Genomic DNA, 23,248 nt, shown 5'->3' on the forward strand with positions numbered 1-23,248 from the left:
CTTATTGCGCCTGCCAGAGAATGACAGCCGCCGTTACCAACAAGTTGACCAGCGTTAATGGCAGGCATACCTTCCAGCCAAAGGACATTACCTGGTCATAGCGCGGACGCGGTAATGATGCGCGGATCAAAATGAACATCATCATGAAGAACGCGGTTTTCAGCGCGAACCAGATGAAAGGAGGTAACCACGGGCCATTCCAGCCGCCGAAGAACAGCGTGACGATCAGCGCTGAAACGGTGACGATACCGATGTATTCACCCACGAAGAACAGACCGAACTTCATGCCGGAGTATTCAATGTGGTAACCATCGGCCAGCTCCTGCTCCGCTTCCGGCTGGTCGAACGGGTGACGGTGACACACCGCCACGCCGGCGATGGCGAACGTCACGAAGCCGAAGAACTGCGGGATAACGTTCCACAGATGCGCCTGGTTGTTGACGATATCGGTCATATTGAATGACCCCGCCTGCGCCACCACGCCCATCAGGGAGAGGCCGAGGAACACTTCGTAGCTTAGGGTCTGCGCGGAAGCACGCATCGCCCCCAGCAGGGAGTATTTGTTGTTGCTCGACCAACCGGCGAACAGCACCGCGTAAACCGCCAGGCCTGCCATCATCAGGAAGAACAGGATCCCGATGTTCAGGTCAGCCACCACCCATGTCGGGCTGACCGGCACGATAGCGAAGGCCAGCAGCAGCGAGGTAAAGGCGATAACCGGCGCCAGAGTAAAGATCACGCGATCGGAAAAGCGCGGGATCCAGTCCTCTTTAAAGAACATCTTGATCATGTCGGCGACCAGCTGCAGCGAACCGCCCCAGCCCACCCGGTTTGGCCCGTAGCGGTTCTGGAACAGACCGAGCAGACGACGCTCGCCGAAGCTCATGAACGCGCCGCAGGTGACCACCACCAGCAGAATGACCACGGCCTTCAGGATGCTTAACAGAATGTCGATAAGATCCGGCGTTAACCAGCTCATGCTTTCGCCTCCTGCAGTGAATCAATACGCGATCCGGTCAGTACCGGCGCAATGCCCGGCATGCCCATCGGTAAGCCAACCTGCCCTGCGGTCAGACCTTCAGAGATAACCAGCGGCAGACGCAGGGTCTGGCCTTCCACGCTAAAGGAGAGCATCGCCCCGGCGTTGACGCCAAGCTTCGCGGCATCCGCCGGGTTCAGCTTGATGTACGGCTCAGGCATCCGGCTCTGGAACACCGGCGCGCGCTGTGACAACTCATCGCTGCCAAACAGGTGATAATAAGGTGCGATACGCCATTTCCCCTCTTCCGCCTGGAAGCTGGCCGGCACCGCCGTGAAGTATTCCAGCCCGCTGGCGGAAGCTTCAAACAGGCGGACGCCCGGATCGCCATGGCGCAGTTTCCCGCCCACTTCATCCTGGAACTTGTTCCATGCCTGCGGGGAGTTCCAGCCCGGCGCCCAGGCGAACGGGATCTGCGAACGCGGGGCAGACGGCTGGTTGTTCCCTTCCATGGAGAAGGCGAACATCGTGTCTTTATCCTGCGGCTGACGCGGCTCGTGGACGCTGATGTTAGCGCGCATCGCCGTGCGGCCGCTGTAGCGGTGCGGTTCACGCGCCAGTTTCTGCCCACGAATGCGGAAGGTCGCATCCGGCGCGGCATCTTTTATGCCCGCCAGCTGCGGCAGTGCGGCAATCGCGGCATCGATAACGTGGTCCAGCTGCGTCCAGTCAACCTGACGGTTGTTAACGGTGCTGTGCAGAGAATGCAGCCAGCGCCAGCTTTCCAGCATCACGGTTTTCGCGTCGTAGTAGGCCGGGTCGTAGACCTGGAAGAAACGCTGGGCGCGGCCTTCGTTGTTCACCACGGTACCGTCGCTTTCCGCAAAGCTTGCCGCGGAGAGCACCAGGTGCGCTTTGTCCATAATCGCCGTGCGCTGATGGTCAACCACCATCACCAGCGGCGCTTTGGAGAGCGCTGCGTCGACGCGGGCGGCGGAAGCATGACGGTGAAGGTCGTTTTCCAGCACGATAACTGCGTCTGCGGCGCCGCTTTCCAGTTCGTCGAGCGCCTCCTCAAGCGAGCCGCCGCCGATCATACCCAGACCGACGCTGTTCACCGCGCGGGCAACCATGGTCACGCCGACGTCGGCGCCACGGCCTTTCAGGGCTTTCGCCACGTTAGCAGCGGCCTGGATGATCTCCATGCTGCCGGCGTTGGTCCCGGAAATAATCAGTGGTTTTTTCGCCCCGGCCAGCGCCTGGACGATGACATCGACTTTACCCTGCAGTTCGCGGCTCAGGCCGTCAACCACCGGCGCGCTGTCGTCCAGCGCATGGGCGATGGCGAAGCCGAGACGCGCCTGATCTTCTACCGGCGCGCGGTAGGTCCACGCGGCGATGTCATCCAGGCGGGTGTCATCGATGTTGGTGACGAATAGCGGGTGCTTGGCGCGCTGGCCGATGTTGAGGATCGCCGCAATCTGCCAGTCGGCCACTTTCTGTGCCGCCGCCATTTCGCGTGCTTTCCCTTTCACCGCCTGACGCACCGCCAGCGCGACGCGCGCGCCGGTCTGGGTAATGTCTTCGCCCAGCACCAGTACCGCGTCGTAGGATTCGATATCGCGCAGGCTTGGGGTGTGGATCCCACCTTCGCGCAGCACTTTCAGCATCATCTGCAGGCGCGCTTGTTCGCCTTTGGCGATGCCGGTATAGAAGTTGTCGGCACCCACCAGCTCGCGCAGCGCGAAGTTGCTTTCAATGCTGGCGCGCGGGGAGCCGATGCCGATCACTTTCTTCGACTGGCGCAGGATATCCGCCGCCCCCTGCATCGCCTGTTCGGCGTTGAGCGCGATCAGATCGTCGCCGCGGCGCTGAACCGGCTGACGCGGACGATCTTTGAGGTTTACGTAGCCATAGCCGAAACGACCGCGGTCGCAGAGGAAGTAGCGGTTAACGGTACCGTTATAGCGGTTTTCGATACGACGCAGCTCGCCATAGCGTTCGCCCGGGCTGATGTTGCAGCCAATGGAACACTGCTGGCAGATGCTCGGCGCAAACTGCATGTCCCACTTACGGTTATAACGCTCAGAGTGCGTTTTATCAGTGAAGACGCCGGTCGGGCAGACTTCCACCAGGTTGCCGGAGAATTCGCTTTCCAGGGTGCCATCTTCCGGGCGGCCGAAGTAGACGTTGTCGTGGGCGCCATAGACGCCCAGATCGGTGCCGTCGGCATAATCTTTGTAGTAGCGCACGCAGCGGTAGCAGGCGATGCAGCGGTTCATTTCGTGAGAAATAAACGGCCCCAGATCCTGGTTGCGGTGGGTACGCTTGGTAAAACGATAGCGGCGGAAGCTATGGCCGGTCATCACCGTCATATCCTGCAGGTGGCAGTTGCCGCCCTCTTCGCAGACCGGGCAGTCGTGCGGGTGGTTGGTCATCAGCCACTCCACCACGCTTTCGCGGAACTGCTTCGCTTCGCCGTCGTCGATAGAAATAAAGGTGCCGTCGGATGCCGGAGTCATACAGGACATCACCAGGCGACCACGCGTGTCTTCCGCGTTCTGATATTGCTTCACCGCACACTGGCGGCAAGCACCGACGCTCCCTAGCGCCGGATGCCAGCAAAAGTAGGGAATATCAAGCCCAAGAGAGAGACAAGCCTCCAGCAGGTTGTCCGCTCCGTTGACCTCGTATTCTTTGCCGTCTACATGAATCGTAGCCATTAGCGTGCTTCCAAAAATAAAAAAACCTTTAGATTACCAGCGCGTCTTAAGCAGGTTCGGCTGAATCCCGTTGATTGCATGGGTATTGCTGAACTGCTGCTTAATGCCAGCCTCGAATTCTTCGCGGAAATATTTAATCGCGCTCTGCAGCGGCTCAACCGCGCCCGGCGCGTGCGCGCAGAAGGTTTTCCCTGGGCCCAGGAATCGACACAGTTGCTCAAGCGTTTCGATATCGCCAGGCTGACCTTCGCCGCGCTCCAGGGCGCGCAGGATCTTCACGCTCCACGGCAGACCATCGCGGCACGGCGTACACCAGCCACAGGACTCGCGGGCAAAGAACTCTTCGAGGTTGCGCACCAGCGAGACCATGTTGATCTCGTGGTCAACGGCCATCGCCAGCGAGGTGCCCAGACGGCTGCCCGCTTTACCAATGCTTTCGAACTCCATCGGCAGATCGAGGTGCGCTTCGGTGAGGAAGTCGGTCCCTGCCCCACCCGGCTGCCAGGCTTTAAACTTCAGGCCATCGCGCATACCGCCGGCGTAATCTTCAAGGATCTCGCGGGCCGTGGTGCCGAACGGCAGCTCCCAGACGCCCGGGTTCTTCACGCGGCCGGAGAAGCCCATCAGCTTGGTGCCGGCATCTTTACTGGTGGAGATGTTCTGGTACCACTCGACGCCGTTAGCCAGAATCGCCGGCACGTTGCACAGGGTTTCCACGTTGTTGACGCAGGTCGGCTTACCCCACACGCCGGAGCTCGCCGGGAACGGCGGCTTGGAGCGCGGGTTAGCGCGGCGGCCTTCCAGGGAGTTGATCAGCGCCGTCTCTTCGCCGCAGATATAGCGTCCTGCCCCGGTGTGGACAAACAGCTCGAAGTCAAAACCAGTGCCGAGGATATTTTTCCCCAGCAGGCCCGCCTCGGTGGCTTCGGCAATCGCGCGGCGCAGATGCTGGGCCGCTTCGATATACTCTCCGCGCAGGAAGATGTAGCCGCGATAAGCCTTCAGCGCAAAGGCGGAGATCAGCATGCCTTCCACCAGCAGGTGCGGGAGCTGCTCCATCAGCAGGCGGTCTTTATAGGTGCCCGGCTCCATCTCATCGGCGTTACACAGCAGGTAACGGATGTTCATGGATTCGTCTTTCGGCATCAGGCTCCACTTCAGACCGGTGGAGAAGCCCGCGCCGCCGCGCCCTTTCAGGCCAGCGTCTTTTACCGCCGTGACGATCTCGTCCGGCGCCATGCCGGTCAGCGCTTTTCGCGCCCCTTCATAGCCATTTTTGCTGCGATACTCGTCCAGCCAGACCGGCTGCTTGTCGTCGCGCAGGCGCCAGGTGAGCGGATGCGTTTCCGCAGTACGAATTACGGTTTTCATTTGTACTGCTCCAGCAGGTCAGGAATTGCCTCCGGCGTCAGATGGCTGTGAGTGTCCTCATCAATCATCATGGTCGGTCCCTTGTCGCAGTTGCCCAGGCAGCAGGTCGGCAGCAGGGTAAAGCGGCCATCAAAGGTGGTCTGCCCTGGCTTGATGTTCAGCTTCTTCTCGATGGCGGCCTGAATCCCCTGATAGCCGGTAATGTGACACACCACGCTGTCGCAGTAGCGGATCACGTGACGGCCAACCGGCTGGCGGAAAATTTGGCTATAGAACGTCGCCACGCCTTCGACGTCGCTGGCCGGGATGCCCAGCACATCGGCAATGGCGTAGATCGCGCCATCCGGCACCCAGCCGCGCTGTTTCTGAACGATTTTCAGCGCTTCGATGGACGCCGCACGCGGGTCTTCGTAGTGGTGCTTCTCGTGCTCAATAGCCTCACGCTCTGCCGCACTCAGCTCAAAAGCCTCGGTTTGTGGTTGTTGATTCTCGTGCATAATTAGCGGTCCACGTCTGACATAACAAAATCGATACTACCCAGATAGACGATCAGGTCGGATACCAGGCTGCCGCGGATCGCCGACGGGATCTGCTGCAGGTGCGCAAAGCTCGGCGTGCGGACGCGGGTACGGTAGCTCATGGTGCTGCCGTCGCTGGTCAGGTAGTAACTGTTAATCCCCTTGGTCGCCTCAATCATCTGGAAGGATTCGTTGGCCGGCATGACCGGGCCCCACGATACCTGCAGGAAGTGGGTGATCAGGGTTTCGATATGCTGCAGCGTGCGCTCTTTCGGCGGCGGCGTGGTCAGCGGGTGATCCGCTTTGAACGGCCCTTCCGGCATATTGTCGAGGCACTGCTGAAGAATGCGCAGGCTCTGGCGCAGCTCTTCGACTTTCAGCATCACGCGGGTGTAGCAGTCAGAAACGCCGCCACCGGTCGGGACTTCGAAGTCGAAATTTTCGTAGCCAGAATAAGGACGCCATTTACGCACGTCGAAGCCGATACCGGTGGCGCGCAGGCCTGCGCCGGTGGTGCCCCACTCCAGCGCCTCTTTAGCGGTATAGGCTGCCACGCCGACGGAACGGCCCTTCAGAATGGTGTTGCGCAGGGCGGCTTTTTCATAGGAGTCCAGACGCTTCGGCATCCACTCGAGGAACTCACGCAGCAGACGATCCCAGCCGCGCGGCAGATCGTGCGCGACGCCGCCGATGCGGAACCACGCCGGGTGCATACGGAAACCGGTGATCGCTTCCACCAGATCGTAGATTTTCTGCCGATCGGTAAAGGCGAAGAAGACCGGCGTCATCGCGCCGACGTCCTGAATAAAGGTTGAGATATACAGCAGGTGGCTGTTGATGCGGAACAGTTCGGAGAGCATCACGCGGATCACGTTGACGCGATCCGGCACGGTGATCCCGGCCAGTTTTTCTACGGCCAGCACGTACGGCATCTCGTTGACGCAGCCGCCAAGGTATTCGATACGGTCGGTGTACGGGATGTAGCTGTGCCAGGACTGGCGCTCGCCCATCTTCTCGGCGCCGCGGTGGTGGTAACCGATATCCGGCACGCAGTCGACGATCTCTTCGCCATCCAGCTGCAGAATAATGCGGAAGGCACCGTGCGCGGACGGGTGGTTCGGACCGAGGTTGAGGAACATGAAGTCCTCGTTGTCGGTGCCGCGTTTCATGCCCCACTCTTCCGGTTTGAAAGTCAGCGCTTCCATCTCCAGATCCTGTTTGGCTTTGGTCAGCTCAAACGGATCGAATTCGGTGGCGCGCGCCGGGTAGTCTTTACGCAGCGGGTGGCCTTCCCAGGTCGGCGGCATCATGATGCGACGCAGATTTGGGTGGCCATCGAAGGTAATACCAAACATTTCCCAGGTTTCACGTTCATACCAGTTGGCGTTGGGGAACAGTTTGGTGAAGGTTGGCAGATGCAGATCGTTTTCAGACAGCGCCACCTTGAGCATGATGTCGCGGTTGCGGTCGATGGAAATCAGGTGATAGAAAACGGAAAAATCCGCGGCGGGCAGGCCATCGCGGTGCGTGCGCAGACGTTCGTCCATACCGTGCAGGTCAAACAGCATCACGTAAGGCTTCGGCAATTTCTTCAGGAAATCACCCACCTCAAGCAGCTGCTCGCGCTTGACCCATACCACCGGTACGCCGGTGCGGGTTGGCTGAACGGTAAAGGCATCCGGCCCAAAGCGGTTGCGCAGTTCGCCGATCACCGGGTCATCAAGGTGATCGCGGGTTTGCCAGGCTGGTGCGGCGTCATGCGCGGTTAAATCGGTCATATTGTTCACCATTGCAAAAGGTCCGTGGTGACTGCCGGGCGAGACTTCGCGCTGTTGTAGATTGATTTGCGAAGTGTTTCTCCCGCCCGCAGGCGCAAATTAAATCTCGTCCGGCGTCCGCAGATTGGTCACTGCAATACGTTCGCCGCGTTTACGCTCGCGTTCCGACTGCATATTGGCGCGATAGACGCCCTGATCGCCAACCACCCATGAGAGCGGACGACGTTCTTTACCAATGGACTCCTGCAGCAGCATCAGCGCCTGCATATAGGCCTCCGGACGCGGCGGGCAGCCCGGGATGTACACATCGACCGGGATGAATTTATCCACGCCCTGGACGACGGAATAGATGTCGTACATGCCGCCGGAGTTCGCGCAGGCGCCCATGGAAATCACCCACTTCGGCTCCAGCATCTGATCATAGAGACGCTGAATCACCGGCGCCATTTTGGTGAAGCAGGTTCCGGCGACCACCATCAGGTCCGCCTGACGCGGAGAGGCGCGCAGAACTTCGGCCCCAAAGCGCGCAACGTCATGCACCGCAGTGAATGACGTCACCATTTCCACATAACAGCAAGAAAGGCCGAAGTTATACGGCCAAATTGAGTTCTTACGGCCCCAGTTCACCATGTCATGCAGCGCGTGTTCGAGTTTCCCCATATACACGCTTTTGTTGACTTCCTGCTCCAGGGGGTCGGTAACGATCTCCTGTTTCTGCAGGGGGTAACGGTCGTTCTCACCGTTAGGATCTATGCGGGTGAGCGTATAATCCATCTTATTGCCTCGCTTTTACTGCATATGACGGTTAGTGGGACTGTCTGTTTCCGGGTTAACCAGCGTGCGACGGGAACGCGCAGGCGTCCAGTCCAGTGCGCCGATGCGAACGAGATAAACCAGACCAGCCAGTAGCACTAAAATGAAAATTGCGGCTTCCACAAAGCCGACCCAACCGCTCTCGCGGATAGAGGTCGACCATGCGTAGAGATACAGGGCTTCCACGTCGAAGATAACGAAGAACATGGCAACCAGATAAAACTTCGCAGAAAGACGTAAGCGGGCCGAACCAACGGAGTCGATCCCCGATTCAAACGGCGTGTTTTTGCTACGCGCGCGCGCGCGACCGCCAAGGTACCAGCCGCCGACGAGCATCAGGCAGCACAGGCCGATAGCGATGATGAGAAATATAGCGAATGCCCAGTGATGAGCGATGACTTCAGTGGATGTTGACATACGCATTGCTTAACCAAAAAAGTGTAGCGCCAAAACCCTCTGCTCTTACTGGCAGATGAACGCCACAGCGTTTCACGGGAGGAATAAAAAATAACCGTGCAAAAAAGCGTCCCTGGAAGATGTGAGAAGCCCAGATGCCGTGGCTTTTTACCCCTTTCTTTAACCTTTTGTCAACTTTAACAAAAGTTTTCATAACATTAATTTACATTGGAATCTTTTCATTAACATTAAATGCCCTTTTATGCGAAATAACCTTGCATACTGTTCGGTTTTAGTGTTGTTGAATCGTGTCCGTTTCCGTCGTAAATCAAAAATCCCTGCTATTTTGACAGGATTTAGCCTCGATTCCTCCCCCCAAAGAGGGGTATTTTCTTGATCTGCGACACGGTTTTGTTAATTACCCCAGGAAATCGGCAACAATCCATCCGGTTTTTTAACATTAGCAGGAAGTGTTGAAAGTGCTGGGAAAAGTCGGCAAGGTGAGCGCCATGTCACGCCAATATGCTGATTTTCTTGCAAAGAAATAAAAAAAAGATTCAAAACATCAATAATAGTGCAAAAAAAAGAGCCACCAGACGGGAAACCCACCCTTGAGGCTCTTTTTGGGCACTTACATTCTGTTACCAGTTTTTGTGATCTTTGTTAGCAAAATAACCTCACAAAATAAAGGTGCTTCCTCCCTCTTCCGGAGTAAGTGCCGGCCCGGCGCGCCAGGGATCGCTCTCCTGGCTCAGTGATTGAAAAATCGCCTGCGGTAGTTCGCCCACCGTCTGCGGATTGCAGCTAACGACGTACCGGGTATCCGGCAGGACCGGCAGGCCATCGCTGATACCGGCCACGCGCAAATCCGGGCTCATCATTTCGACCGGACGCGCGGTGACCCCCAGCCCGGCTTTCACCGCCGCTTTCACCCCGGAGAGCGACGAGGCGCCGTGGGCCAGATGCCAGGAGACGCGGGCAGCCTCCAGCGCGGCGATGATGTCCTCACGGAACGGGCCAGGCTCTTCGAGCAAGATGAGGGGGATCGATTCCCCTTTCGCCAGCACGTAGTCCGCTGCACAGTACCAGAGGGTAGGCGACGTTCTCAGCGTGAAAGCGGTAAAACCGGGAAGCTGATGGGTGGTTAATGCCAGATCGACCTCTCCCGCGCTCAGCATCGCCATGATGACGGCATGGGGATGGACTTTAATCTCCAGCGTCATTCTGGGATAGAAGCAGCCGATGCGGTTTAACAGAAACGGCAGGATAGTATCAGCGGTTTCTTCCGACGCGCCGATGGTCAGTCCCCCCTGCAGGCTGCCATACATCAGCGACATGCAGGCTTCATCGTTAAAGCGCAGGATTTTGCGGGCATAGCCCAGCAGCTGGATGCCCTGCTCGGTCAGCAGTTTATTGCGTCCGTGACGAGCGAAAAGCTCCTTGCCAACCAGTTGCTCCAGGCGTTGCATTTGCTGGCTGACCGCGGACTGGGTACGACACACTGCGGCGGCGGCGGCGGCGAAGGTGTTCAAATCAGCGACTGCTACAAAGGTGCGCAGCAGATCGAGATCGAGGTTGAGTATCGGACGTGTTGTATTAATCATCTTTCTTCACTTACAGGTGGCTAACGCTGACCTGCCTTGTTGATGCTTTACGCCAGGTTTCCGGCTATTCCCTGAGCCTCGTGCTCACCGTCTGATGGCGGATAAACAACTGGACGAACGTTATTACATGCCAAAGTACTCGTCTGAGCAAATGCGCAGAACACCGGAGTAATATATTGTTCGTATTTCTCATTATTATTTATTACCACGGCCAGCCAGGCGTCTTACGTCGCCCCGGAAAATCGCGCAGTAGTGGTGAGAAAGCCTCTCTTTCGCCGGACTTCTTTTTGGCGAACAACGAACAATAAAATCCTGTAATAACAATATATTAAATATCAATTCAGCCATAATTCATGCCGACTACCACTGATATTAACGGCGATATTCTAACCGATTCCCATCCTTTTTATAAGCCTTAATAAGGATTAACTGAGATAATTTTAAATTTTTTTCAACATTTTATATAAATTAACAAACCTCAGATTATTACCTGTCAAAAATAATAATAATGCGCTTACGCGCAGTTTTTTATTAAAATTATTTAACATCAAAATTACAAATCAACCGCTATGAGATTAAGAATAGCGTTTTCTAGCCGCCCCCCATTCTCCAGCGCCCCGTTTACCTAACCAACAAACCAGATAAATGATGGTAAAAAAGGCACTACATCAACATAGACGACCGAAAAAATGCCATGAAAAGGCATAAACAATAGGAAAAACCAGCAACCAACAGATAAATCAATTACGCTTAAAATCCTGCATTAGCAAAATCTTCTCCTGCAAAGCCTTCAAAACAGCGGGGAGGCGGAGTACATTGTTCCGTGCTGACTTCCACGGCAGGGAGTGGCGATAACAGCTAAAAGGTCAAGATTCATGTCCCCCATCGAAAAATCCAGCAAGTTAGAGAACGTCTGTTATGACATCCGCGGACCGGTTCTGAAAGAAGCGAAACGTCTTGAAGAAGAAGGCAATAAGGTTCTGAAACTGAACATCGGCAACCCGGCACCCTTCGGCTTCGAGGCCCCTGACGAGATCCTCGTCGACGTCATCCGCAATCTGCCTACCGCCCAGGGATACTGCGATTCGAAAGGATTGTACTCGGCGCGTAAAGCTATCATGCAGCATTACCAGGCGCGGGGAATGCGCGATGTCACCGTGGAAGATATTTACATCGGCAACGGCGTGTCCGAGCTGATTGTGCAGGCGATGCAGGCGCTGTTAAACAGTGGCGATGAGATGCTGGTTCCCGCTCCGGACTACCCGCTGTGGACGGCGGCGGTGTCTCTTTCCAGTGGTAAAGCGGTGCACTATCTGTGTGACGAATCCTCTGACTGGTTTCCGGATCTTGACGATATCCGCGCCAAAATCACGCCTCGCACCCGCGGGATCGTGATCATCAACCCCAACAACCCCACCGGCGCGGTCTACTCCAAAGAGCTGCTGCAGGAGATCGTGGAGATCGCCCGCCAGCACAACCTGATTATTTTCGCCGATGAGATCTACGACAAGATCCTCTACGACGAAGCCCAGCATCACTCGATTGCCGCTCTGGCGCCGGATCTGCTGACGGTGACCTTCAACGGACTGTCGAAAACTTACCGCGTCGCCGGCTTCCGTCAGGGCTGGATGGTGCTGAATGGCCCGAAAAAACACGCGAAAGGCTATATCGAAGGACTGGAAATGCTGGCCTCAATGCGTCTGTGCGCCAACGTGCCGGCCCAGCATGCTATCCAGACCGCGCTGGGCGGCTACCAGAGTATCAGCGAATTCATCATTCCCGGCGGGCGTCTGTATGAACAACGCAACCGCGCCTGGGAGCTGATCAACGATATTCCGGGCGTCTCCTGCATGAAGCCAAAAGGCGCGCTGTACATGTTCCCGAAAATTGACGCCAAACGCTTCAATATTCACGACGACCAGAAAATGGTGCTCGATTTCCTGCTGCAGGAGAAAGTGCTGCTGGTGCAGGGTACTGCCTTTAACTGGCCGTGGCCGGATCACGTGCGTATTGTGACCCTGCCTCGCGAAGACGACCTGGAGATGGCGATCTCCCGCTTTGGCCGCTTCCTCTCCGGCTACCATCAGCTTTAGTCGTGCTGCCGCCGGCATTTGCATCCGGCGGCGATCCCTGCGCACAATGGAACCCGATGTTGTCACTGATTAAGGGTTCCTATGAGTCAGAGTCATTTCTTTGCCCACCTCTCCCGTCTGAAACTGATTAACCGCTGGCCGCTGATGCGCAACGTGCGCACCGAAAATGTCTCCGAGCACAGCCTGCAGGTGGCGATGGTCGCCCACGCGCTGGCGGCGATTAAAAACCGCAAATTTGGCGGCCAGGTCAACCCAGAGCGTATCGCCCTGCTGGCGATGTACCACGACGCCTCCGAGGTTTTAACCGGTGATCTCCCTACCCCGGTGAAATATTTTAATTCACAGATTGCTCAGGAATATAAGGCGATTGAGAAAATCGCCCAGCAGAAGCTGGTGGATATGGTGCCCGACGAGCTGCGCGATATTTTCGAACCGCTGATTGACGAGCATCATTACAGTGAGGAAGAGCAGTCGATCGTCAAACAGGCTGACGCTCTCTGCGCCTACCTGAAATGCCTCGAAGAGCTGTCGGCGGGCAACAACGAATTTCTGCTGGCCAAAGGCCGTCTGGAAAAAACGCTGGCGTCGCGGCGCAGCGCGGAGATGGATTACTTTATGCAGGTGTTTGTCCCGAGCTTCCAGCTGTCGCTGGATGAAATCAGCCAGGATTCGCCGCTGTAATTTTTCAGGCCGGGCAGCGGTCGCCCCCTACCCGGCCTGCATATCTTAAAACGGGAAGAGCACCGGGATCAGCAGAACGCAGACCACCATCACCAGCACGGTAAAGGGCACGCCGATTTTGACAAAATCGCTAAATGAGTACTTACCCGGGCCAAGCACCAGAGTATTAACCGGCGAAGAGACCGGGGTCATAAACGCCGCCGAAGCCGCCATCGCCACCACCATGGCAAAGGGATAAGGCGACACACCCATCGACTTCGCCGCCGCCAGGGCAATAGGCGCCATCAGCACCGCGGTGGCCGTGTTAGAGATAAACAGGCCTATCGCCGCGCACATCACAAACAGGCAGCCGAGCATCAGATAAGGCCCCTCGCCTCCGGCGACGTCCATTAGTCCCTTAACCACCAGATCCACCCCACCGGTTTTCTGCAACGCCAGGGCGAACGGCATCATCCCGACAATCAGAATGATGCTCGGCCAGTGGATCGCCTTGTAGGCGCTTTCGGCGTTGATACAGCGGAATTTGCCCATCAGCAGACAGGCGATGATCGCGGCGATGGGGTTGGGGATTTCATCCGTCAGCATCAGGGCCACCATCAGCACCAGACAGAAAATCGCGTGCGGAGCCTGGCTGTGGGCCGGCGAAGCGTCATCGACCTCAACCGGCATATTGAGCACCACGAAATCCCGGCCGCGCTTCGCCAGCAGGGCAATTTGCCGCCAGTTGCCGACCACCAGCAGAATATCGCCGAGCTGCAGAGGCTCATCGACCACGGAACCATCCATCGCTTTGCCATCGCGCTTCATGCCGACGATATTGAGACCAAACCGGGTGCGGAAGGCTATCTCACGCACCGTTTTGCCTATCATCTCTGAATCCGGGATCAGCGCCACCTCCGCCATCCCCACATCCAGCGCCTGATCGGCAAAATACTCCCCGCGCAGCACCATCGGCTCGAGCATTTGCTCGCCGCAGAACTGGCGCAAGTCGACATCGGAGGCAGACATATCGATCAGCAGGACGTCGCGGGCGCGAAATTCCGAGACCCCATTGACGTTAACAATCACCCGGCGGAACCGCCGCCAGCGCTCAACGCCGATGACGTTGGCACAGTAGCGCTCACGCAGCTTTAAATCATCCAGCCGCTGACCGATCATCGGCGAACCGGGTCGGATCGCCAGCCGGCGAGCGCGGCCGGTGAGGTGATATTCGCGGATCAAATCGCGAAAGGTACTTCTTTTTCGCCCATCGCGCGCGGAATCGCCATTATCCGTCTTCAGCATAAAGCGCACCGCCAGCATATAGACGATGCCCAGGATCAGCACCACCAGGCCAATCGGCGTGACGCTGAAAAAACTGAAGCCGTGCAGTCCTTCGCGCAGCAGTTCACTGTTGACCACCAGGTTGGGCGGTGTCGCCACCAGGGTCATCATCCCGCTGATAAGCCCGGCGAAGCTCAGCGGCATCATCAGCCGCGAGGGTGAGGTATTCATCCGCGCCGAGACGCTAAGGACCACCGGAATGAAAATGGCGACCACGCCGGTGGAGCTCATAAACGCGCCCAACCCGGCGACGGTGAGCATCAGGTAGATCAGCATTTTGGTTTCGCTGTTGCCTGCCACGCTCACCAGCCAGGCGCCCATCTTGGTGGCCACCCCGGTACGCACCAGGCCGTCGCCGATAATAAACAGGGCGGCAATCAGGATCACGTTAGGATCGCTGAACCCGGAAAAAGCTTCAGTCAGCGTCAGCGTGCCGCTGAGGACAAAGGCGACAATGACCATCAGGGCGATAGCATCCATGCGCACCTTACCGGTAGCAAACAGCACAACCGCGATGGCCAGGAGGGATAAAACCCAAATCAATTCACCGTTCACAACGTTTCCTTGTCACAAGTGGGAGTCGACATAGTGGCATAAAAAAGCCCCGACGACGCGGGGCGAAATCATGGGTTTACGCTTTAAGACGCACATTTACCACGCCGTCAGTCTGGCGTTCAACCACCAGATCTTCCAGGCTGCTCAGCACGAGGTCGGCTTCATCCCGACGGGGGGCATCGGCGGGCACGTTGACCGCGATAGTGCGACAGCCGGCCGCCAGTCCGGAGAGGAGCCCCGCCGGCGCGTCTTCCACCACCGCGCACTCCCCGGCAGGCAGACCCAGCCGCTCGGCGCCCAGCAGATAGGCGTCCGGCGCCGGCTTGCCATGCTTCACCTGCTCAGCGGTGACAAACACCTCCGGCATCGGCAGGCCCGCCGCGCGGTGACGCGCATGGGCAACCGGAATCGAGCCGGAGGTGACAATCGCCCACGGGATCCCGGCCTCATTGAGCGTATTCAGCAGGGCTAACGCCCCCGGTAGAGCGACGATGCCTTCGATATCAGTGGCTTCCATCTGCTCGAGATAACGGAATTCGGCCTGGATATCCTCCTCGCTGCGACCCGGCATAAAATGGCGAATGGAGGTAATGGCCTGCTTGCCGTGAATAAAACTGAGAATTTCATCATGGTCAATGGCGAAACGATCCCCCCATTTGCACCATGAACGCTCCACCACCGGCAAGGAATCCACCAGCGTCCCGTCTAAATCGAACAGGAAACCTTTACACTGCACGGGCACCTCCCTCAGGCATTGATGATTTGGTTAATTTCGTTACTGCTCAGATGATACTGGCGTGGGCAGGCGTGCCAGACGCTCAGCATCCGCTGATATTTCTCCCACATCGGGGTCTGCGAGTTAAAGCCATGGGTGCCGGCGTCAAAGTGGCTGTAACGGCCTTCAACGTTGACCATAAAGCGCACGTAGCCGAGAAAACGCGCTTCGGTGGCGGCATCAAATCCGAGGAAGGTGACCCGACGCTCGTCGATACCCGCCGCATCTTTCAGGTTGGTCCAGGAGACGTGTAGCGCGTGGTACATCTCCATGATGTCGATTACGGTACGGCAGGTTTCTTCCGTCAGCTGGCCGAACTCGCGGTCCAGTTCACGCATCTGCAGCCCATACCCACGCTCAATGATGGTTTGCAGACGACGGTAGCGCTCCGCATTGTCCGGGTCGAGCATCGTCATCATCTTGTACTGATTGGATAAAATCAGACGCTGCGCATTGGTCATTTCCATGTTGTGACTCCTGTAGCACGGTAGGGCGTGAAATAAAGAAGGCGCATAAATCATGCGCCTTCTTTTATATGCGTTTTCCGTAGTGAATTACAAATCATCAAGGAAAGTTTTATCGAGTTGTTTGAAGGCGCGCTTAAGCGTGTCAGCCAACGCCTGATAATCGGGCTTGCCTTCGACAGGCGCCAGCGCCTGCCCCGCCTCCTGCAGTTTGCCGCGTACTTCGTAGAACCAGTTAAGAATGGAAGGCGGCAGCGGCGTCACTGAACGTTTACCCAACCACCATAACCCCTGCATCGGCAGGCTCAGTGCAAACAGCGCAGTGGCCACGGCGGGCCCCAGCTGGCCGCCCAGCGCTATCTGCCAGCAGAGGGTGAAAATGGCGATCGGCGGCATGATGCGGATGGCGTAGCGGGTGGCACGAATGATGCGGTTTTCAATAAATACCGGCGCGAGGCGCTTGTCGAGAGGCCAGGTCTTCGCGTAGTGCTGCCCGCGGTTGAACAAGCTAAAGAAGCTAACGGGGCGTTTCTCAGGGGTCGACATGGCTTTACCTCAACTTTACATATAAAACTTAAAAAATTCGTGCAAAACACCAACTATGCATGACATCGTTCAAAAGATTTTGGCAAAGGATGCCGCAATCAGGTATCCTGTGCCCGCCTGAAAGGGCGGATAGACTCTTTTGCCAGGCTAGTCAAATTATCGCATATTCTGCCATTGGCTGAAAATTATGCAAAATGGCATAAAATCAAATGTACTTATCTCATCGTGCCTGAAAACAGAACAAGGCATGATGTTAATCATAAATGTCGAGGTCATCCTGCGCTACGCTAATGACACACTGACGTTTTTTTAGCCACGTATCATAAAAAGGTACTTCCATGTCGAGTAAGTTAGTACTGGTTCTGAACTGCGGTAGCTCCTCTCTGAAATTTGCTATCCTTGACGCCGTTAACGGCGACGAATACCTGTCCGGTTTAGCGGAATGCTTCCACCTGCCAGAAGCCCGTATCAAATGGAAAATTGACGGCGGCAAACAAGAAGCCGAATTAGGCGCGGGCGCCGCGCACAGCGAAGCACTGAACTTTATCGTTAACACTATTCTGGCACAAAAACCAGAACTGTCTGCTCAGCTGACCGCAATTGGCCACCGTATCGTCCACGGCGGTGAAAAATACACCAGCTCCGTCGTCATCGACGAGTCCGTGATTCAGGGCATTAAAGACGCGGCGTCCTTCGCACCGCTGCACAATCCGGCACATCTGATCGGCATCGCTGAAGCGCTGAAATCCTTCCCGCACCTGAAAGACAAAAACGTGGCAGTATTCGATACGGCGTTCCACCAGACCATGCCGGAAGAATCCTATCTCTACGCCCTGCCGTACAGCCTGTACAAAGAGCACGGCGTTCGTCGTTACGGCGCACACGGCACCAGCCACTTCTACGTGACTCAGGAAGCCGCTAAGATCCTGAACAAGCCGGTTGAAGAGCTGAACATCATCACCTGCCACCTTGGCAACGGTGGTTCGGTTTCCGCTATTCGTAACGGCAAATGCGTTGACACCTCCATGGGTCTGACCCCGCTGGAAGGCCTGGTGATGGGTACCCGCTCCGGCGATATCGATCCGGCAATCATCTTCCATCTGCACGACACCCTGGGCATGAGCGTTGACGCCATCAACAAAATGCTGACCAAAGAGTCCGGCCTGCTGGGCCTGACCGAAGTCACCAGCGACTGCCGCTACGTGGAAGACAACTACCAGGAAAAAGCCGACGCTAAACGCGCGATGGACGTCTACTGCCACCGCCTGGCGAAATACATCGGCTCCTACACCGCGCTGATGGACGGCCGTCTCGACGCCGTGGTCTTCACCGGTGGCATTGGTGAAAACGCCGCGATGGTGCGTGAGCTGTCGCTGGGCAAACTGGGCGTACTGGGCTTCGAAGTTGACCATGAGCGTAACCTGGCTGCCCGCTTCGGCAAGTCTGGCTTCATCAACAAAGAAGGCACCCGTCCTGCCGTGGTTATCCCGACCAACGAAGAGCTGGTCATCGCGCAAGACGCCAGCCGTCTGACCGCATAATTCCACACCGCCAGCCCTGACCCGCAATACTTCGCGCTGCAGGAAGGCGGCGACACAGCAGATCCCCGGCGCATACGCGACCGGGGTGAGCAAGTAGAGCCAACGCACGTGCAACGTGGAGTATGACGGGTCGCTGGTGGTGCTGTTTTGTATCCCGCCTGATACTGGCGGTAACGAAAGAGGATATACCGTGTCCCGTACTATCATGTTAATTCCTACCGGTACCAGCGTAGGTCTGACCAGCGTCAGCCTCGGTGTGATCCGCGCTATGGAACGCAAAGGCGTTCGTCTGAGCGTCTTTAAACCTATCGCCCAGCCGCGCTCCGGCGGCGATGCCCCGGACCAGACCACCACCATCGTTCGCGCCAGCTCCTCCACCACCACCGCTGCTGAACCGCTGAAGATGAACCACGTTGAATCTCTGCTCTCCAGCAATCAGAAAGATGTGCTGATGGAAGAGATCATCGCCAACTATCACGCGAACACCCAGGACGCGGAAGTGGTGCTGGTGGAAGGCCTGGTGCCGACCCGTAAGCATCAGTTCGCCCAGGCGCTGAACTTTGAAATAGCCAAAACCCTGAACGCGGAAATCGTCTTCGTCATGTCGCAAGGCACCGATACGCCAGAACAGCTGAACGAGCGTATTGAACTGACCCGTAACAGCTTTGGCGGCGCGAAAAACACCAGCATCACCGGCGTTATCATCAACAAACTGAACGCGCCGGTCGACGAGCAGGGCCGTACCCGTCCTGACCTGTCGGAAATTTTCGACGACTCATCCAAAGCGAAAGTCGTGAAGATCGACCCGGCTCAGCTGCAAAAAGGCAGCGCGCTGCCGGTGCTGGGCGCCGTACCGTGGAGCTTCGATCTGATCGCCACCCGTGCGATCGACATGGCCCATCACCTGAATGCGACCATCATCAACGAAGGCGATATCAACACCCGCCGCGTGAAATCCGTGACCTTCTGCGCGCGCAGCATCCCGCACATGCTGGAGCACTTCCGCGCAGGTTCGCTGCTGGTTACTTCCGCAGATCGTCCTGACGTGCTGGTTGCCGCCTGCCTGGCAGCGATGAACGGCGTGGAAATCGGCGCCATCCTGCTGACCGGCGGCTATGAAATGGACGCGCGCATCAGCAAGCTGTGCGAACGCGCCTTCGCCACCGGCCTGCCGGTGTTTATGGTCAACACCAACACCTGGCAGACCTCCCTGAGCCTGCAGAGCTTCAACCTGGAAGTACCGGTTGACGATCACGAGCGCATTGAGAAAGTTCAGGAATACGTTGCCAACTACATCAACGCCGACTGGATCGAATCGCTGACCGCGACCTCCGAGCGCAGCCGTCGTCTCTCTCCGCCAGCCTTCCGCTACCAGCTGACCGAGCTGGCGCGCAAAGCCGGCAAACGCGTCGTTCTGCCGGAAGGCGACGAGCCGCGTACCGTGAAAGCCGCAGCCATCTGCGCCGAACGCGGGATCGCCACCTGTGTGCTGCTGGGCAACCCGGATGAGATTAACCGCGTTGCAGCAGCGCAGGGCGTTGAGCTGGGCGCCGGTATCGAAATCGTCGACCCGGAAGTGGTGCGCGAAAGCTACGTGGCTCGCCTGGTCGAACTGCGTAAGAACAAGGGCATGACCGAAGCCGTCGCCCGCGAGCAGCTGGAAGATAACGTGGTTCTCGGCACCCTGATGCTGGAACAGGACGAAGTCGATGGCCTGGTGTCCGGCGCGGTACACACCACCGCCAACACCATTCGTCCGCCGCTGCAGCTGATCAAAACCGCACCGGGCAGCTCGCTGGTCTCTTCCGTGTTCTTCATGCTGCTGCCGGAACAAGTTTATGTTTACGGCGACTGCGCGATCAACCCGGATCCGACCGCAGAGCAGCTGGCGGAAATCGCGATTCAGTCCGCTGACTCCGCGATTGCCTTCGGCATCGAACCGCGCGTGGCGATGCTCTCCTACTCCACCGGTACTTCCGGCGCGGGTAGCGATGTAGAAAAAGTCCGCGAAGCGACCCGTCTGGCGCAGGAAAAACGTCCTGACCTGATGATCGACGGCCCGCTGCAGTATGACGCCGCGGTGATGGCTGACGTCGCGAAATCCAAAGCGCCGAACTCGCCGGTAGCTGGCCGCGCGACCGTGTTCATCTTCCCGGATCTGAACACCGGTAACACCACTTACAAAGCGGTACAGCGCTCTGCCGACCTGATCTCCATCGGGCCGATGCTGCAGGGTATGCGCAAGCCGGTCAACGATCTGTCTCGTGGCGCGCTGGTTGACGATATCGTCTACACCATCGCACTGACCGCGATCCAGTCAGCTCAGCAGCAGAAGTAATCGCCCGCTGAGAGAAAGCAAAAGGCAGCCAGATGGCTGCCTTTTTTGTCAGGAGGCGAACAGCAGTTGCTGCCACGCGTTAGCGCGTTTATTCGCGCTCGCTCTCTTCCTCGTCATCATACTCGTTGCCGGCGTTACGGGTCATCCACAGCGCCAGCGCTTTCAGCGAGTCGGGCGTGAACTCATCGCAGCGGGCGGTGATCTCTTCCGGCGTTAACCAGCACACCTCGCTCACCTCCTCTTCCTGCAGGGCAAACGGCCCGTGGGAGACGCAGCTGAACAGGCTTCCCCAGACGCGGCAGAATTTATCTTCGTAGTAGAACTGGCCGTGATCGGCAAACGGCACCCCGGCGATGCCTAACTCCTCTTCTGCCTCGCGACGGGCCGACTCCAGCAGCTGCTCATCAGCCTGCACGACGCCGCCGGCGGTGGCATCCAGCATGCCCGGATGAAAGTCTTTTGTCTCGGTGCGTCGCTGCACCAGAATTTTCCCCATTCCGTCGTGAACGACGATATAGGTCGCCCGGTGGCGCAGGCACTGCGCGCGCATCTGCTCGCGGCTGGACTGTGCTATCACCTCATTGTTTTCATTAACAATATCGACCCATTCTGTGCTTGCCAAATGATTCTGTTCCGCCATCAGGAAACCTTACTTTAAAAGCGCTCTTGCGGCGCGTCTTTATGATTGAGGGCTAAATTACGGGTAAATTGCGACCTCTGCAATAACCTGATTATCATTGAGTGCTAAAACCTGCAGACGCCCCTCATCCAGTAGCCCATAGCTGGCGGAATATCCCCCTTTTGGGATACTCACTGAGCCTGGATTAAACAGAGAGAACGCCCCGCGTTTTTCAGCAACCGGAATATGAGTATGGCCATACGCCAGGACATCGCCAGCGGCAAGTGGCGGCAAATTGTCCGGGCTATAAAGATGACCGTGGGTCAGAAACAGGCGGTAGCCTTCGCCAAGCACCTGCTGCCAGGGCGCGGTCATGGGAAAACGAAGCAGCATTTGATCCACTTCGCTGTCGCAGTTACCGCGAACCGCAATGATGCGCTCCGCCACGCTGTTCAGCCGCTCGGCCACCTCCGCCGGCGCATAGCCTTCCGGCAGCGCGTTGCGTGGCCCGTGATTAAGCACATCGCCGAGGATGATCAGCCACCTGGCGCCACTTTGCGCGAACCGCTCAAGCACGCGTTCCGTCGCAGGTAGCGAACCATGAATATCGGAGGCAAACATCAGCTTCATAGGTTCCATCTCCACTGGTTACGATGCCTCTATGATAGCGGAAGCGCGGCGGGTTATCAGCCTCCGCGTTTGGCGGAAAGCGCCGCGTAACGCTGGATTGAGCCCCGCTGCCACTGGAAAGTCGCATAATCCGCCAGCGCCTCCGGCACCTCATCGCCATTGAGAACCAGACGATTGAGCATCAGCGCCAGGTCGGCATCGGCAATAGACCATTCGCCGAATAAATTTTGCCCGCCGTGGGCCAGCAGCGTGGTAGCGGTGGCAAACAGTTTTTCCGCCGACCGCTTGCCTGCCTCGCTGAGCGCCGGCATTTTCACCCCGCCAAACACCACGGCGGTGGATCGCTCTTCACGAATGGGCACCAGATCGCTGCGTAGCCAGGCCTGGATCTGCCGAGCGCGGGCCCGCTTTTGCAGATCGTGTGGATAAAGGCGCTCCCACTCAGGCGGCGCGAAACGCTCATCCAGATATTCGGTAATCGCCGAAGACTCGCTCAGCGCGAAATCGTCAACCTCCAGCAGCGGTACGCGACGGGTGGCAGTATAGCCCGTCCAGCCGGCCTGCAGATGTTCGCCGCTGCCCAGGTCGATGGTTTTAAGGCTAAAAGGCAGGCTCTTTTCCTGCAGCGCGACATAAACAGACATCACGTACGGTGAGAAAAAATCGGCATCGGACCACAGGGTAATCACAGGCTGGCTCATAACTTCCTCAGGGTTGGTAGACAGGGCAATAAACCAACATAGCCTGTCTTACCGGCGATGTCACTGCTCGTCCGCTGCGTGGCTGGCGCCCCGCTCGCGGATTTTTTCCCGGGTCGCGCAGCTTCACCTATACTCGATCAGTTTGCGACCCACGACGGCGGGAAATATTATGATCGATCTCTACTATGCACCCACCCCAAACGGCCACAAAATCACCCTGTTTCTCGAAGAGGCGCAGCTGGCCTATCGGCTAATTCGGGTCGATATTGGCAAAGGGGAGCAGTTTCATCCGCAGTTTCTGGCGATTTCGCCGAATAACAAAATTCCAGCTATCGTCGACCACATGCCTGCCGACGGCGGCGCGCCGTTGAGCGTCTTCGAGTCCGGCGCCATCCTGCTCTATCTGGCGGAAAAAAGCGGCAAGCTGCTGAGCGGGGAGCTGCGGGCGCGCTATACCACCCTGCAGTGGCTGTTCTGGCAGGTCGGCGGCCTGGGGCCGATGCTGGGGCAAAATCAGCATTTTTCCCACTCAGCGCCGCAAACCGTGCCCTACGCGATTGAGCGTTTTCAGGTGGAAACCCAGCGACTCTATGGGGTACTGAATCATCGCCTGGGATCCAGCCCGTGGCTGGGCGGGGACCACTACAGCATCGCCGACATCGCCGCCTGGCCCTGGGTGAACTGCCATGTCCGCCAGCGGATCGATCTGGCGAACTATCCGGCGGTGCATAACTGGTATGAGCGCATTAAGCAGCGGCCGGCGACGGTGGAAGCGATGCTAAAAATTCAGCCTTATTAAC

Annotated in this window: 20 protein-coding genes; 5 read left to right on the top strand and 15 right to left on the bottom strand. The window is 57.4% G+C overall.

Going from position 1 to position 23,248, the window contains the following annotated elements; translation table 11 throughout:
• Position 1: 1 nt before the first annotated feature.
• The 8 genes from nuoH to CE636_RS07785 all read right to left on the bottom strand — a co-directional run bounded on the left by nuoH (position 2) and on the right by CE636_RS07785 (position 10,182).
• The gene (gene nuoH / locus CE636_RS07740) at positions 2-979 is read right to left on the bottom strand and encodes an NADH-quinone oxidoreductase subunit NuoH (RefSeq protein WP_002913156.1); all 978 of its coding nucleotides are present in this window, start codon (positions 977-979) and stop codon (positions 2-4) included.
• A complete protein-coding gene (gene nuoG / locus CE636_RS07745) occupies positions 976-3,702 on the bottom strand; it encodes an NADH-quinone oxidoreductase subunit NuoG (RefSeq protein WP_017899275.1) in 2,727 nt (908 codons plus the stop codon). Before nuoG ends, nuoH begins: the two co-directional genes overlap by 4 nt.
• 33 nt (positions 3,703-3,735) lie before the next feature.
• On the bottom strand, positions 3,736-5,073 hold the full coding sequence (gene nuoF / locus CE636_RS07750; protein WP_002913158.1) for an NADH-quinone oxidoreductase subunit NuoF: 1,338 nt from the start codon (positions 5,071-5,073) through the stop codon (positions 3,736-3,738).
• A complete protein-coding gene (gene nuoE, locus CE636_RS07755) occupies positions 5,070-5,570 on the bottom strand; it encodes an NADH-quinone oxidoreductase subunit NuoE (RefSeq protein ID WP_002913160.1) in 501 nt (166 codons plus the stop codon). The genes nuoF and nuoE overlap by 4 nt, the downstream gene beginning before the upstream one ends.
• 2 nt (positions 5,571-5,572) lie before the next feature.
• A complete protein-coding gene (gene nuoC / locus CE636_RS07760) occupies positions 5,573-7,381 on the bottom strand; it encodes an NADH-quinone oxidoreductase subunit C/D (RefSeq protein WP_004201746.1) in 1,809 nt (602 codons plus the stop codon).
• A gap of 87 nt (positions 7,382-7,468) precedes the next feature.
• Positions 7,469-8,143, bottom strand: coding sequence for an NADH-quinone oxidoreductase subunit NuoB (nuoB, locus tag CE636_RS07765; protein WP_002913178.1), 675 nt, complete (start codon positions 8,141-8,143; stop codon positions 7,469-7,471).
• A 15-nt stretch (positions 8,144-8,158) separates the two neighbouring features.
• The gene (nuoA, locus tag CE636_RS07770; RefSeq protein WP_002913181.1) at positions 8,159-8,605 is read right to left on the bottom strand and encodes an NADH-quinone oxidoreductase subunit NuoA; all 447 of its coding nucleotides are present in this window, start codon (positions 8,603-8,605) and stop codon (positions 8,159-8,161) included.
• A gap of 650 nt (positions 8,606-9,255) precedes the next feature.
• Positions 9,256-10,182 carry a LysR family transcriptional regulator gene (locus CE636_RS07785; protein ID WP_004201747.1) on the bottom strand — a complete coding sequence of 309 codons (927 nt, stop codon included), beginning with the start codon at positions 10,180-10,182 and terminating at the stop codon, positions 9,256-9,258.
• 875 nt (positions 10,183-11,057) lie between these two features.
• Between CE636_RS07785 and alaA the strand changes: the two genes are divergently transcribed.
• Together alaA and yfbR are read left to right on the top strand one after the other, a co-directional pair.
• Positions 11,058-12,275 (top strand): alanine transaminase AlaA, encoded by a 1,218-nt coding sequence (gene alaA / locus CE636_RS07790; RefSeq protein WP_004201748.1) that lies wholly within the window; start codon positions 11,058-11,060, stop codon positions 12,273-12,275.
• Positions 12,276-12,356: 81 nt separating this feature from the next.
• A complete protein-coding gene (gene yfbR, locus CE636_RS07795; protein ID WP_004201749.1) occupies positions 12,357-12,956 on the top strand; it encodes a 5'-deoxynucleotidase in 600 nt (199 codons plus the stop codon).
• Positions 12,957-13,001: 45 nt separating this feature from the next.
• Here the strand turns inward: yfbR and CE636_RS07800 are convergent, their stop codons facing one another.
• From CE636_RS07800 to yfbV, 4 genes are all read right to left on the bottom strand, one after another.
• Positions 13,002-14,834 carry an SLC13 family permease gene (locus CE636_RS07800; protein WP_004201750.1) on the bottom strand — a complete coding sequence of 611 codons (1,833 nt, stop codon included), beginning with the start codon at positions 14,832-14,834 and terminating at the stop codon, positions 13,002-13,004.
• Positions 14,835-14,910: 76 nt separating this feature from the next.
• Positions 14,911-15,570, bottom strand: a complete 660-nt coding sequence (locus CE636_RS07805; protein ID WP_004201751.1) for a sugar phosphatase — start codon at positions 15,568-15,570, stop codon at positions 14,911-14,913.
• A gap of 11 nt (positions 15,571-15,581) precedes the next feature.
• Positions 15,582-16,076 (bottom strand): YfbU family protein, encoded by a 495-nt coding sequence (locus tag CE636_RS07810; protein ID WP_004201754.1) that lies wholly within the window; start codon positions 16,074-16,076, stop codon positions 15,582-15,584.
• An 87-nt stretch (positions 16,077-16,163) separates the two neighbouring features.
• Positions 16,164-16,619 carry a terminus macrodomain insulation protein YfbV gene (gene yfbV / locus CE636_RS07815; RefSeq protein ID WP_002913194.1) on the bottom strand — a complete coding sequence of 152 codons (456 nt, stop codon included), beginning with the start codon at positions 16,617-16,619 and terminating at the stop codon, positions 16,164-16,166.
• Positions 16,620-16,957: 338 nt separating this feature from the next.
• Between yfbV and ackA the strand changes: the two genes are divergently transcribed.
• Both ackA and pta read left to right on the top strand, forming a co-directional pair.
• Entirely contained in the window at positions 16,958-18,160 is a 1,203-nt protein-coding gene (gene ackA / locus CE636_RS07820) for an acetate kinase (protein ID WP_004201756.1), read from the top strand.
• 190 nt (positions 18,161-18,350) lie between these two features.
• Positions 18,351-20,498, top strand: coding sequence for a phosphate acetyltransferase (gene pta / locus CE636_RS07825; RefSeq protein WP_004201759.1), 2,148 nt, complete (start codon positions 18,351-18,353; stop codon positions 20,496-20,498).
• 88 nt (positions 20,499-20,586) lie between these two features.
• Here the strand turns inward: pta and yfcD are convergent, their stop codons facing one another.
• The 3 genes from yfcD to yfcF are packed head-to-tail and all read right to left on the bottom strand — an operon-like array spanning position 20,587 to position 22,448.
• Positions 20,587-21,138: an NUDIX hydrolase YfcD gene (yfcD, locus tag CE636_RS07830; protein ID WP_017899521.1), complete on the bottom strand. Its 552-nt coding sequence runs from the start codon at positions 21,136-21,138 to the stop codon at positions 20,587-20,589.
• Between the two features lie 57 nt (positions 21,139-21,195).
• On the bottom strand, positions 21,196-21,747 hold the full coding sequence (yfcE, locus tag CE636_RS07835) for a phosphodiesterase (RefSeq protein ID WP_004201761.1): 552 nt from the start codon (positions 21,745-21,747) through the stop codon (positions 21,196-21,198).
• A gap of 56 nt (positions 21,748-21,803) precedes the next feature.
• Positions 21,804-22,448, bottom strand: coding sequence for a glutathione transferase (gene yfcF, locus CE636_RS07840; protein WP_017899520.1), 645 nt, complete (start codon positions 22,446-22,448; stop codon positions 21,804-21,806).
• 169 nt (positions 22,449-22,617) lie between these two features.
• Between yfcF and yfcG the strand changes: the two genes are divergently transcribed.
• Positions 22,618-23,247 carry a GSH-dependent disulfide bond oxidoreductase gene (gene yfcG / locus CE636_RS07845; RefSeq protein ID WP_004201763.1) on the top strand — a complete coding sequence of 210 codons (630 nt, stop codon included), beginning with the start codon at positions 22,618-22,620 and terminating at the stop codon, positions 23,245-23,247.
• The last annotated feature ends 1 nt before the right edge of the window (position 23,248 follow it).

Source organism: Klebsiella sp. LY, assembly GCF_004010915.1.
Classification (GTDB): domain Bacteria; phylum Pseudomonadota; class Gammaproteobacteria; order Enterobacterales; family Enterobacteriaceae; genus Klebsiella; species Klebsiella quasipneumoniae.

Bases quoted from the DNA above. Each gene is read 5' to 3' on its own strand.
- nuoH (WP_002913156.1), bottom strand. From the start codon at position 979: ATGAGCTGGTTAACGCCGGATCTTATCGACATTCTGTTAAGCATCCTG.
- nuoG (WP_017899275.1), bottom strand. From the start codon at position 3,702: ATGGCTACGATTCATGTAGACGGCAAAGAATACGAGGTCAACGGAGCG.
- nuoF (WP_002913158.1), bottom strand. From the start codon at position 5,073: ATGAAAACCGTAATTCGTACTGCGGAAACGCATCCGCTCACCTGGCGC.
- nuoE (WP_002913160.1), bottom strand. From the start codon at position 5,570: ATGCACGAGAATCAACAACCACAAACCGAGGCTTTTGAGCTGAGTGCG.
- nuoC (WP_004201746.1), bottom strand. From the start codon at position 7,381: ATGGTGAACAATATGACCGATTTAACCGCGCATGACGCCGCACCAGCC.
- nuoB (WP_002913178.1), bottom strand. From the start codon at position 8,143: ATGGATTATACGCTCACCCGCATAGATCCTAACGGTGAGAACGACCGT.
- nuoA (WP_002913181.1), bottom strand. From the start codon at position 8,605: ATGCGTATGTCAACATCCACTGAAGTCATCGCTCATCACTGGGCATTC.
- CE636_RS07785 (WP_004201747.1), bottom strand. From the start codon at position 10,182: ATGATTAATACAACACGTCCGATACTCAACCTCGATCTCGATCTGCTG.
- alaA (WP_004201748.1), top strand. From the start codon at position 11,058: ATGTCCCCCATCGAAAAATCCAGCAAGTTAGAGAACGTCTGTTATGAC.
- yfbR (WP_004201749.1), top strand. From the start codon at position 12,357: ATGAGTCAGAGTCATTTCTTTGCCCACCTCTCCCGTCTGAAACTGATT.
- CE636_RS07810 (WP_004201754.1), bottom strand. From the start codon at position 16,076: ATGGAAATGACCAATGCGCAGCGTCTGATTTTATCCAATCAGTACAAG.
- yfbV (WP_002913194.1), bottom strand. From the start codon at position 16,619: ATGTCGACCCCTGAGAAACGCCCCGTTAGCTTCTTTAGCTTGTTCAAC.
- ackA (WP_004201756.1), top strand. From the start codon at position 16,958: ATGTCGAGTAAGTTAGTACTGGTTCTGAACTGCGGTAGCTCCTCTCTG.
- yfcD (WP_017899521.1), bottom strand. From the start codon at position 21,138: ATGGCGGAACAGAATCATTTGGCAAGCACAGAATGGGTCGATATTGTT.
- yfcE (WP_004201761.1), bottom strand. From the start codon at position 21,747: ATGAAGCTGATGTTTGCCTCCGATATTCATGGTTCGCTACCTGCGACG.
- yfcF (WP_017899520.1), bottom strand. From the start codon at position 22,448: ATGAGCCAGCCTGTGATTACCCTGTGGTCCGATGCCGATTTTTTCTCA.
- yfcG (WP_004201763.1), top strand. From the start codon at position 22,618: ATGATCGATCTCTACTATGCACCCACCCCAAACGGCCACAAAATCACC.